The organism is Streptomyces sp. NPDC093801, from assembly GCF_040701585.1.
Taxonomy (GTDB): Bacteria; Actinomycetota; Actinomycetes; order Streptomycetales; family Streptomycetaceae; genus Streptomyces.
Window position 1 is genome coordinate 106,211 of the sequence record NZ_JBFBDP010000027.1, and the last position, 11,353, is coordinate 117,563.

An 11,353-nucleotide genomic window follows, 5' to 3' on the forward strand; every position below is an offset into this window, starting at 1 on the left:
GGAGCTGGACGCTTCCTGACCCTACCTGGGCTGGTGGTGATTGAAACCCCTAGATCACAAAGACGGTAGGGGTGTGTCCGATCTTCACCCTTGCGTACTCCCTCACGCCAGGGAAATACCCACCCTTCAACATCGGAAAGCAGCCGGTTGTAAGGTCGAAGCGTTCAACACCCGTCCGGGCCCGCGCGACTTGCCGAGAGCCGCCTCCGGTACGGATCTATCAGAGCAGGGAACGGCAGGAGATATGACCGTGCAGCAGGAGGCCCCGACGGGCGGCACCGGCGGGACCGGAGAGCCGCTGGAGGTCTGGATCGACCAGGACCTCTGCACCGGGGACGGCATCTGCGTCCAGTACGCCCCGGAGGTGTTCGAGCTGGACATCGACGGTCTGGCGTACGTGAAGAGCCCCGAGGACGAGCTCCTCGTGGAGGCGGGAGCGACGACTCCGGTTCCCCTGCCGCTGCTCCAGGACGTGGTCGACTCGGCGCGGGAATGCCCGGGCGACTGCATCCACGTAAGGCGCGTTTCGGACGGGGTCGAGGTGTACGGCCCCGACGCCGAGTGACGGTTCAAACACGCCCGGCGGTCGAGTCCGTAAGCTCCTGGCGGAATTTCCCGCCGGTCCAGCGCCACTTGGCGAACTGCTTGACGTCGGGGCTGTAGCGGGGCACGGAGGGCGAGGAGTAGCCCAGCAGGCTCGCCGTGACGACGCGGTCGCGCACGGTCAGGTCGGTGGCCGTCCGGCGCTGGGCGGAGTCGAGGAGGGTGGCCACGACGCGGGGCGGGGCCCCGGGGGCGGCCGCGCGGGTCAGGACGTAGACCGCGTGGGGCGGGGTGCCGGAGCCGGCGTCGCAGCGTACGGCCGCGACCGTCTCGGGGAGGTCGTCCCCGTCGAGGTCGCCCTCCGCGGTGGCGGTGACGAGGTGCGGGGCGCCCTTGCAGTCGAGGGGGTACGCGGCGGCGCGGGCGTCGGGTGCGGCGGCCCGCGGGCCCTTGGCGGGTTCGGGGGCGGGGGTGGCCCCGGTGGCCCGGTCGGGCTGGAGCAGGCCCGCGCCGGCTATGACGGCCGCCATGGCGGTGGCGGTCGCGACCCAGTGGACGGGCTTGGCGCGGCGGTGCACGAGGTCCTCGGGCGACAGGTCTTCCAACGACGGGGCGTGGCCGGTGGGGCTGTGCGTCACGCGGGGTGTCTCCTGTACGAAGGGTGACGGTGAGCCAGCATCGTGCCACACCTCACACCGCGGTGGAACGGCCGGGTCCGCACCGGTCCGCGCGGGCAACGAAAAGGCGCTGTGGCGCAGTTCCGGGAGTTCTTCCGGGAACTGCGCCACAGCGCTTTCGTGTTGGGTCCGCCGCCCCGGGCCGGGGCGGCGGGGAGGGGCTACGCGGAGCGGTCGCTGCCGGGGCCCTCGTAGTCCTCGCCGTAGGCGCCCTTGGCGGGGCGGCGGCGGCGCATGGGGGGCTCGACGCCGTCCGCGAGGCGGCGGGCGGTGACGAGGAAGCCGGTGTGGCCGATCATCCGGTGGTCCGGGCGGACGGCGAGGCCTTCCACGTGCCAGTTGCGGATCATCGATTCCCAGGGCTGCGGCTCGGCGAAGCAGCCGATCTCGCGGATGGACTCGACGGTCTTGGACAGCTGGGTGGTGGTGGCCACGTAGCAGCAGAGGATGCCGCCGGGGACGAGGGCCTTCTTGACCGCCTCGAGGCACTCCCAGGGGGCGAGCATGTCGAGGATGACGCGGTCGACGTCGGTCTCGTCCAGGTTGTCCTGGAGGTCGCCCACGGTCAGCTTCCACGCCGGGTGGGGCCCGCCGAAGTAGCGCTCGACGTTGGCGGTGGCGATCTCGGCGAAGTCCGCGCGGCGCTCGTAGCTGTGGAGCATGCCCTGGTCGCCGATGGCGCGCAGCAGGAAGCTGCTCAGGGAGCCGGAGCCCACTCCCGCCTCCACGACGCGGGCGCCGGGGAAGATGTCGGCGAAGGCCAGGATCTGGCCCGCGTCCTTGGGGTAGACCACGGCGGCGCCGCGGGGCATGGACAGGACATAGTCGGGGAGCAGGGGGCGCAGCGCGAGGTAGGCGACGTTGCCGGTGGTGCGGACAACGCTGCCCTCGGGAGCGCCGATCAGCTCGTCGTGCGGGAAGGAACCCTTGTGGGTGTGGAAGTTCTTCCCGGCTTCGAGCGTGAACGTGTAGTGGCGGCCCTTGGGGTCGGTCAGCTGTACCTGGTCCCCGACCTCGAAGGGCCCGCGTCGGCGGGCGGCACCGGTCGGTTCGGACATGTGACCAGTGTATTGGCTTCAGGACTGGGGCCGCGCCATGGCCTTCACGAAGGCCTTCTCGACGTCGAGGGCGGACAGGACGCCGTAGATCTGGCCGCTCTTCTCGAGGACGAGGTACTCGGTGGCGGGGGTGGTGCGGAGGTGGTCGAGGAGTTCCTCGCCGGTGAGCTCCGCCGAAACCTTCATTCCGTCGGTGAGGTCCTGGGCGAGGGTGCTGACGGCGACCCACGGCCGGCGGTGTTCGGGGACGGAGGCGATGGCGGTCTCGCGGACGATGGCGGTGGGGTCGCCCTGGCCGTCGACGACGACGAGGGCGCGGGCTCCGGCTTCGTTGGCGCGGCGCAGGGCCTCGGAGAGGGGGGTGGCGCTCTGGACGGGGATGGCGCGCCGGGTGAGGGTGCGGGCCCGCAGCTCGGGAAGGTGTTCGCGGAGGCGGGCCATGCGCAGGCTGTTGCCGGCGCCGGTCCAGATGATCGCGGCGAGGATGGCGGCGAGGAGGGCGTCCATGACGGTGTCCATGCCGCCGATGTCCTGGGGCGGGTTGCCGAGGACGCCGGTCTGGGTGATCAGGGGCAGGCCGAGCAGGACGGTGACGGCGAGGGCGCGGCCGACCCAGGCGGCGGCGACGGTGCCGGTCATGGGTTTGCCGGTGAGGCCCCAGATGAGGGCGCGGAGCATGCGGCCGCCGTCGAGGGGGAGGCCGGGGAGCAGGTTGAAGGCGGCGACGAGGAGGTTGGACACCATCAGGCCGGCGAGGAGGACGCCGGGGACGCTGGCGGGGTCGACGGCCTTCATGCCGAGGTAGAAGATCCCGGCGAGGACGAGCGAGAGGAGGGGGCCGACGAAGGCGAGGACGAATTCGCGGCCGGGGGTCTCGGACTCCTTCTCGATCTCGGAGACCCCGCCGAAGAACTGCAGCTGGATGCGGCGCACGGGGAGCCCGAAGCGGAGTGCGGCGATCGTGTGGGCGAGTTCGTGGACGAGGACGGAGGCGTAGAAGGCGACGGCGAAGAAGAGGGAGACGAGGTAGCGGGCCGGGCCGAGGTCGGGCAGGATCCGGTCGAGCTGGTCGCCGAAGACCCAGGTGATGAGGGCGGCGACGAGGAACCAGCTGGGCGAGACGTAGACGGGTACGCCGAAGGGGCGGCCCATGAGGATGCCGCCGCCCGGGTCGGAGCGCTTGGCGGGGCGCTCGCCGGATTCGTCGGTGTCTGCCACGGCTGTCCTTCGTTCGGTGCGTGTGCTTCCAGTGTGGTCCACGTCGTGGGGGTGGCGGCGTGGGGCTGTCGCGCGGTGTGATGCTCCGATCATGCAGGGCGATGGGCCCGGAGTCGATGGTATGCGCGTGCTGTCGGTCCCGGGTCGTAGGGTTTTACGCATGACGACGATCCCCGGCGCCGGTTCCGCCGACGCTTCCCCGGGTGCCGCCCGGCCCGCCTCGCTGTCGCCTTCGCGGGCGGGCGACTTCATGCAGTGCCCGCTGCTCTACCGGTTCCGGGTGATCGACCGGCTGCCGGAGAAGCCGAGTGCGGCGGCGACGCGGGGGACGCTGGTGCACGCGGTGCTGGAGCGCCTGTTCGACCACCCGGCGGCGGAGCGGACGGCGCCGCGGGCGAAGGCGCTGCTCCCGGGGCAGTGGGAGCGGCTGCTGGAGGCGAAGCCGGAGCTGGCGGAGCTGTTCCCGGCGGAGGACGGGGGCGCGGGGCTGGCGGCCTGGCTGTCGGAGGCCGAGGCGCTGGTGGAGCGCTGGTTCACGCTGGAGGACCCGACGCGGCTGGAGCCGGTGGAGCGGGAGTTCTTCGTGGAGACGGAGCTGGAGTCGGGGCTGCGGCTGCGCGGGATCATCGACCGGGTGGACGTGGCGCCGACGGGCGAGGTGCGGATCGTCGACTACAAGACGGGCAAGGCGCCGCGGCCGGAGTACGCGGAGGGCGCGCTCTTCCAGATGAAGTTCTACGCGCTGGTGGTGTGGCGGCTGAAGGGCGTGGTGCCGCGGCGGCTCCAGCTGGTGTACCTGGGCAGCGGGGACGTGCTGACCTACGACCCGGTGGTGGCGGACCTGGAGCGGGTGGAGCGCAAGCTGCACGCGCTGTGGGAGGCGATCTCGGAGGCGACGGAGACGGGCGACTGGCGGCCGCGGCCGACGAAGCTGTGCGGCTGGTGCGACCACCGGTCGGTGTGTCCGGAGTTCGGCGGCACTCCCCCGGTGTATCCGCTGGAGGTCGTCCCGCGGCCCGGCCTCCCGGCGGGTTCCTGACCGCGCGGTCAGGGCAGAATGGGCGGCGCCGAAGCCGTCCGACGAATACGAGGTAGTTCCCGTGGCGATCCGCGTCCTGCTGGTCGACGACCAGCCACTGCTGCGCACCGGCTTCCGGATGATCCTGGAGGCGGAGCCGGACCTGGTGGTGGTCGGTGAGGCCGGGGACGGTCTGCAGGCGCTGGAACAGGTGCGGGCGCTGCAGCCGGACGTGGTGCTGATGGACATCCGGATGCCGCGGATGGACGGGGTCGAGGCGACCCGGCAGATCACGGGTCCGGAGCGGAACGGGCCGGCGAAGGTGCTGGTGCTGACCACGTTCGACCTGGACGAGTACGTGGTGGAGGCGCTGCGGGCGGGGGCGAGCGGCTTCCTGCTGAAGGACGCCCCGGCCCATGAGCTGGTGCAGGCGATCCGGGTGGTGGCGGCGGGCGAGGCGATGCTGGCGCCGAGCATCACGCGCCGGCTGCTGGACAAGTACGCCGGCCATCTGCCGTCGGGCGAGGAGAGCGTCCCGGACGTGCTGGGGACGCTGACCGAGCGCGAGGTCGAGGTCCTGAAGCTGGTGGCCCGGGGGCTGTCGAACGCGGAGATCGCGGCGGACCTGTTCGTGAGCGAGACGACGGTGAAGACGCACGTGGGCCACGTGCTGACGAAGCTGGGCCTGCGCGACCGGGTGCAGGCGGCGGTGTACGCGTACGAGAGCGGCCTGGTGCGGCCGGGCGCGCAGTAGGCGCGGGGTCCGGATACGGGTCCGCCCCGGCACCCTTCTCGGGTGCCGGGGCGGAGCCGTGTCCGCCTTGACGAGGGCGGTCTCAGCCCTTGCTGATCTCCCAGAAGCGGAAGACCGTGGAGGCGTCCAGGGACCACTGGAGGCCGGTGACGTTCTGGCGGGCGACGGCGTACTGCTTGCTCTGCCAGAGCGGGAGGATCGGGAGCTCGTCCGCGACGATGTCCTGGAGACGGGTGTAGTCCGGGTTGGCCGCGGTGCGGTCGGACTTGGTGTTGGTCGTCGGGATGATGGTCCCGCTGATCTCCTTGTTGTCGTAGTTGTTCATCAGGACGTTGTCCGGCCCGAAGAACGGCTGCGTGAAGTTGTCGGCGTCGGGGTAGTCGGGGACCCAGCCCTTGACGTAGACGCCGTACTTGCCGGCCTTGATGTCCTTCTCGTACTGCTCGAACTCGACGGACTTCACGTCGACGTCGAACAGGCCGCTCTCGTTGAGCTGCTTGGCGATGACCTGGAACTGCTGGTCGGTGGAGGGGCCGTAACGGGTCGGCGTCGAGTACAGCGTCAGCTTGACCTTGCCGGTGATGTTGGCGGCCTTGAGGACGGCCTTGGCCTTCTCCAGCTGGGGGCTGCCGCCGTAGCGGTCGAAGAAGGGGGTGGTGTGTCCGGCGATGCCGGCCGGGACGATCGAGTACAGCGGCACGGCGGTGCCGGAGTACACGTCCTTGACGAGCGCCTCGCGGTCGACGAGGTACGCGATGGCCTTGCGGACGGGGAGCTTGCCGACGACCGGGTCGCTGACGTTGAAGACCATGTGCTGGACTTCGGCGCCGGTGCCCTGGACGACGTCGACCTTGTTGTCACCGGTCTTGGTGGCGGCGAGGCCGGCGATGTCCTTGGCGGCGAGGCCGCGGAAGGCGAAGTCGACGTCGCCGCTCTCCAGGACGGTCTTGAGGCCGGCCTGGTCGCCGTTGAAGAACTTCAGCGTGACGCCGGTGTTCTTGGCCTTGGCCTTGCCGTTGTAGGACTCGTTGACCGAGAAGTTGGCGCTCTTCTCGCTGAAGGCGTCCAGCTTGTAGACGCCGGAGCCGATCGCCTTGTTGTCGGAGCGCAGCTTGTCGGCCGGGTACTCGGCGTGGTCGACGATGGCGCCCGCGCCCGACGCGATCTTGCTGGGGAAGGTCGCGTCGGGCGTCTTCAGCTTGAAGACGACGGTCTTCTCGTCGGGGGCGTCGATGCTCGCGATGGAACCGAGCATGACGGCCGGACCGTTGGGGTCGTTGATCTTCAGCGTGCGCTCGAAGGAGAACTTGACGTCCTTCGAGGTGAGGCTGTGGCCGTTGCTGAACTTCAGGCCGGAGCGCAGGGTGCACTTGTACACCTTGCTGTCACCGCCCTCGAAGTTGCAGGCCTGCGCGGCGTCGGGCTCGGGCGTGGTGCCGCCCTTGGGGAAGCTCAGCAGCGACTGGAAGACGTTGTTGAAGAGCAGCCAGGAGCCCGGGTCGTAGCCGGATGCCGGGTCGGTGGACTTCACCTTGTCGGATATGCCCATGACCACGCCCTTGCCGTCGCCGGCGGCCGAGCCGTCCTGCGAACCGCAGCCACTGAGCAGCGCGGCGGCGGTCGCCGCCCCGAGCGGGGCCACCAGCCACTGGTTACGTCTCTTCACGCGATGTCCTTCACAGTTCTTGTCTGATCGTTGCGCCGGCCTGCGACGTCCGCCGCCGGTTGCTGCCGGTCTCAGCCGCTGACACCTCGGCCGAGCTCCCACAGCTGGAGGTCGGAGATGGCGTTGACCGACCATTCCACTCCGGTGATCCCGTCGCGTGCGGCGACGTACTGCTTGCCCTGCCACAGCGGCAGGACGGGCACGTCCTCGGCGACGATGTCCTGCATCTCCGTGATCGCGGGGACGGCGACGTTGCGGTCGGCGGCCTTGCGGGACTCGGGGATGAGCTTGGTGCGCACCGTGTTGTTGGCGTACGGCGTGCCCAGGAAGTTGTCCTGCTCCAGGAACGGGGCGAGGAAGTTGTCGGCGTCCGGGTAGTCGGGGAACCAGCCGAGCCCGTAGGCGGCGTAGTCGCCCTTCTTCTGCGCCGGGCGGAAGTCGCCCCACTCGTTGCCCTGGACGCTGACGTCGAAGAGCTGGGTGGAGTTCAGCTGGGCCTTGAGGGCCGCGAACTCGGCCGCGGTGCCGTCGCCGTAGTGGTCGCTGGTGTAGTTCAGCGTCAGCTTGACGGGGGTCTTGATCCCGGCGGCCTTCAGCAGGTCGGCGGCCTTGGCGGTGTTGGCCTCGCCGTACTTGTTGAAGAAGGAGTTGACGTGCCCGGTGACCGTGGTGGGGACCAGCGAGTACAGGGGCTGCGCGGACTTCCCGTAGACCTTGGAGATGACGTTGTTGCGGTCGACGGCGGCGGCGAGGGCCTGGCGGACGGCCTTCTCCTTGGTGACCGGGGCGTCGGTGTTGAAGCCGATGTAGCGGATCTCCAGGCCCGGCATGGGGACGAGCTTGACGCCCTTGGGGGGCTTGGCGGAGAGCTCGGTGATCTGGGCCGGGGAGAGCGTGCGGGAGACCATGCTGATGGAGCCGTCGGAGAGCGCCTTGGTGGCGGCCGCCGAGTCGGGGAAGGTGCGCAGTTCGACCTTGTCGTTCTGCAGCTTGATGTCGCCCTTGTAGTTCGGGTTCTTGCTGAAGACGGCCCGGACGAGGTGGTTGTCCTTGACCTCGGCCTTCATCGTGTACGGGCCGGAGCCGTCGACGGCGAAGCCGGTGCGCAGCTTCCGGGCCTCGTAGTTCTTCTCGCTGACGATGCCGGCGGCGGGGGTGGAGAGCTTGTACGGGAAGGTCGCGTCCGGGGTCTTCAGGTGGAAGACGACGGTGTCGGCGCCCTTGACCTCGACGGTGTCGAGGGTGGAGAGGAGGGCGGAGGGGCCGTTCTCGTCCTTGATGGCCCGGACCCGGTCGATGGAGAACTTGACGTCCTTGGCGGTGAGCGGGTCGCCGTTGGCGAACTTCAGGCCCGGCCGCAGGGTGCAGCGGTAGCTCTCGTTGTCGTTGTCGGTGAAGCGGCAGTCGGAGGCCGCTTCGGGGACGGGCTGGCCGCCGCCGCGCGGGGTGTGCATCAGCGTCTGGACGGTCTGGCGCAGGACGTTCCAGGTGGTGGCGTCGTACGCGTAGGCGGGGTCGAACGGGGCGGGGGCGTAGTCGGCTGCCTCGAACCGGTCGGTGGTGCCGACGACGATCGCTCCGGACCCTGCTCCGTTTCCACTCGCGCTGCCGCATGCGGACAGCGCGGGGGTGAGCAGGCCGATCGCGGCCGTCAGCACCATGGTCTTGCGGTTCATGCTGGAAGTACTCCCTCACCCGGCACTTGTTAAGCGGCGTAGAGGGCACTTCGCGGCGGTCGCCCGTTCAGGGCGGAACGATCGGGCCGGTGTTTGACGATCGGTCCACGCGCGTGCCGGTGCAAGGGTGTGCGGCCGGCACGGCAGAGGTGCGTGCGGAGTGCCCGCGTCGACATTAGTGGCCCGGGAGGGGGTGGCTGGAACCAGTGGCGCAGGGGGCGTAATCGCACTGTGATGGGTGCGGACTGACCGCTTACACCGGAGTCTTCGCAGATGGGGTCAGGAGATGATCAATCCGGACACATGGGAAGCCCCTGGAGGCTCGGGGCAGGTCCGGCGAAGGCTGCGCGGGTGACCAAAGTCACCCGCTCCGGCCCACGTCATCGGGATGGAATTTCGGCCTCCGGCGGCATGCGCGGAAGATCCTTCCGCGAGACCGGGGACTGGCCCCGGTTCCGTTCGGCACAGACGGTGTGCTCTCAGTTCATCGGAGTGATCAAGGAGCGCAGGAAGGCCAGGTCCACGTCCTCCAGCGAGCGCACGACGGTCCGGCCGGGGGCGGGCTCGATCAGGCCGACGGAGGGCACGGCCACGACCCGGCAGCCGGCCGCCTCGGCGGCGGCCACTCCGGTGGCGGTGTCCTCGATGACGGCGCACCGCGAGGGGTGCGCGCCCAGGCTGCTCGCGGCGAACAGGTACGGGTCGGGGTGGGGCTTCGTACGGGGGACCTCGTCGCCGGCGACGGTCAGGTGGAAGCGGTCGCGGCCCAGGGTGAGCAGGACCTGGTCGATGACCCGGCGGTGCGAGGCGGAGACGAGGGCGGTGGGCACGTTGTGCCGGGCCAGCTCGCTCAGCAGCCGCTCGGCGCCGGGCATGAGGGGGACCTGTTCGGCGATGCGGGCCTCGAAGCGCTCGTTGAGCAGGACGCTCAGCTCGGCGAGGCCGATGGCGGCGCCGGTCGCCTCGATCAGGAAGGACGCGCTGCGGCTCATGGGGCCGCCGACGACGACGTCGCGCCAGGCCTCGTCGAGGCGGTGGCCGAGCTCGTGGAAGATCTGGGCCTCGATCTCCCACCAGAAGCCCTCGGTGTCGACGAGGGTGCCGTCCATGTCGAGCAGCACCGCCTGGAGGGCGTGCCCGTCGGCCGTGCGGACGACGGGGGCGGGAACGGTGCTGGTCATGCGTACGCCTCTCTCCGGGGACGACGAGGCCGGTCACCTCGTGCCCGCGCGGGGCATCCCCTCGGGGACAGGTGACCGGCCTGTTTGGGACCGACCAGTGTACGCCGGTACGTGTCAGCGTGCGTTGAAATACTTCGCTTCGGGGTGGTGGATGACCAGAGCGTCGGTGGACTGCTCGGGGTGGAGCTGGAACTCCTCCGAGAGGTGGACGCCGATCCGCTCCGGCTGGAGGAGGTCGGCGATCTTCGCACGGTCCTCCAGGTCGGGGCAGGCGCCGTAGCCCAGGGAGAAGCGGGCACCCCGGTACTTGAGGTCGAACATGTCCTCGATGGCCGCCGGGTCCTCGCCGCCGAAGCCGAGCTCGGCGCGGACGCGGGCGTGCCAGTACTCGGCCAGGGCCTCGGCGAGCTGGACGGACAGGCCGTGCAGCTCCAGGTACTCGCGGTAGGAGTCGGATGCGAAGAGCTTGGCCGTGGCCTCGCCGATCTTCGAGCCGACGGTGACGACCTGGAGGCCGATGACGTCGACCTCGCCGGACTCCTCCGGGCGGAAGAAGTCCGCCAGGCACAGGCGGCGGCCCCGGCGCTGGCGCGGGAAGGTGAACCGGGTCCGCTCGTTGCCCTGGTCGTCCAGGATGATCAGGTCGTCGCCCTTGGAGACGCAGGGGAAGTAGCCGTAGACCACGGCCGCCTCGAGGAGGTTCTCGGTGTGCAGCTTCTCCAGCAGGCCGCGCAGGCGCGGACGGCCCTCGCTCTCGACGAGCTCCTCGTACGTGGCCCCGCCGGCGCGGGCCTGCTTGAGTCCCCACTGGCCCTTGAACAGCGCGCCCTCGTCCAGCCAGGAGGCGTAGTCCTTGAGCGGGATGCCCTTGACGACCCGGGTTCCCCAGAAGGGCGGGGCGGGCACCGGGTTGTCGACGGCCACGTCGGACCGGCCGCCCGGCTCCTCGGCCTCCTCGGCCTGGAGGACGGGCACGTCCCGCTTGGCGACGCGGCGCTGCTTGAGTTCGGGCAGGGCGGCGCCGGGGACGCCGCGCTTGACGGCGATCAGCGCGTCCATCAGCCGCAGGCCCTCGAACGCGTCGCGCGCGTAGCGGACCTCGCCCTCGTAGATCTCGTGCAGGTCCTGCTCCACGTAGGCACGGGTCAGCGCCGCACCGCCGAGGATGACCGGGTAGTCGGCGGCCAGCTTGCGCTGGTTCAGCTCCTCCAGGTTCTCCTTCATGATCACGGTGGACTTCACCAGGAGGCCCGACATGCCGATCACGTCGGCCTTGTGCTCCTGGGCGGCCTCGACGATCGCGGAGACCGGCTGCTTGATACCGATGTTGACGACGTTGTAGCCGTTGTTCGTCAGGATGATGTCGACCAGGTTCTTGCCGATGTCATGGACGTCACCGCGGACCGTGGCCAGCACGATCGTGCCCTTGCCCTCCGCATCCGACTTCTCCATGTACGGCTCCAGATGGGCCACCGCCGTCTTCATGACCTCCGCCGACTGCAGGACGAACGGCAGCTGCATCTGACCGGAACCGAACAGCTCACCGACGACCTTCATCCCCT

At 70.1% G+C, this 11,353-nt stretch carries 10 protein-coding genes; 3 read left to right on the forward strand and 7 right to left on the reverse strand.

What is annotated here, in order from left to right; translation table 11 throughout:
• Positions 1-244 precede the first annotated feature (244 nt).
• On the forward strand, positions 245-565 hold the full coding sequence (locus AB0469_RS28940; RefSeq protein WP_366454385.1) for a ferredoxin: 321 nt from the start codon (positions 245-247) through the stop codon (positions 563-565).
• Positions 566-569: 4 nt separating this feature from the next.
• Here the strand turns inward: AB0469_RS28940 and AB0469_RS28945 are convergent, their stop codons facing one another.
• The 3 genes from AB0469_RS28945 to AB0469_RS28955 all read right to left on the reverse strand — a co-directional run bounded on the left by AB0469_RS28945 (position 570) and on the right by AB0469_RS28955 (position 3,748).
• A complete protein-coding gene (locus AB0469_RS28945; protein WP_366454397.1) occupies positions 570-1,073 on the reverse strand; it encodes a hypothetical protein in 504 nt (167 codons plus the stop codon).
• Positions 1,074-1,381: 308 nt separating this feature from the next.
• Complete coding sequence (locus tag AB0469_RS28950; RefSeq protein ID WP_042814566.1) at positions 1,382-2,278, reverse strand: tRNA (adenine-N1)-methyltransferase; 897 nt, start codon at positions 2,276-2,278, stop codon at positions 1,382-1,384.
• 18 nt (positions 2,279-2,296) lie between these two features.
• Entirely contained in the window at positions 2,297-3,748 is a 1,452-nt protein-coding gene (locus tag AB0469_RS28955) for a site-2 protease family protein (protein WP_366454386.1), read from the reverse strand.
• On the opposite strand from AB0469_RS28955, the gene AB0469_RS28960 reads away from it, so the two are divergent.
• Both AB0469_RS28960 and AB0469_RS28965 read left to right on the forward strand, forming a co-directional pair.
• The gene (locus AB0469_RS28960) at positions 3,657-4,535 is read left to right on the forward strand and encodes a RecB family exonuclease (protein WP_366454387.1); all 879 of its coding nucleotides are present in this window, start codon (positions 3,657-3,659) and stop codon (positions 4,533-4,535) included. The two genes, AB0469_RS28955 and AB0469_RS28960, sit on opposite strands and share 92 nt — an antisense overlap.
• Positions 4,536-4,596: 61 nt before the next feature.
• Entirely contained in the window at positions 4,597-5,268 is a 672-nt protein-coding gene (locus AB0469_RS28965) for a response regulator transcription factor (RefSeq protein ID WP_366454388.1), read from the forward strand.
• An 82-nt stretch (positions 5,269-5,350) separates the two neighbouring features.
• Here the strand turns inward: AB0469_RS28965 and AB0469_RS28970 are convergent, their stop codons facing one another.
• The 4 genes from AB0469_RS28970 to AB0469_RS28985 form a co-directional block, all read right to left on the reverse strand.
• Positions 5,351-6,934 (reverse strand): ABC transporter substrate-binding protein, encoded by a 1,584-nt coding sequence (locus tag AB0469_RS28970; protein ID WP_366454389.1) that lies wholly within the window; start codon positions 6,932-6,934, stop codon positions 5,351-5,353.
• 71 nt (positions 6,935-7,005) lie between these two features.
• Complete coding sequence (locus AB0469_RS28975) at positions 7,006-8,610, reverse strand: ABC transporter substrate-binding protein (protein ID WP_366454390.1); 1,605 nt, start codon at positions 8,608-8,610, stop codon at positions 7,006-7,008.
• 479 nt (positions 8,611-9,089) lie between these two features.
• Complete coding sequence (locus tag AB0469_RS28980; protein WP_366454391.1) at positions 9,090-9,791, reverse strand: HAD family phosphatase; 702 nt, start codon at positions 9,789-9,791, stop codon at positions 9,090-9,092.
• A gap of 114 nt (positions 9,792-9,905) precedes the next feature.
• The coding region (locus tag AB0469_RS28985) for a vitamin B12 dependent-methionine synthase activation domain-containing protein (RefSeq protein ID WP_366454392.1) at positions 9,906-11,353 on the reverse strand (1,448 nt) is incomplete at its 5' end.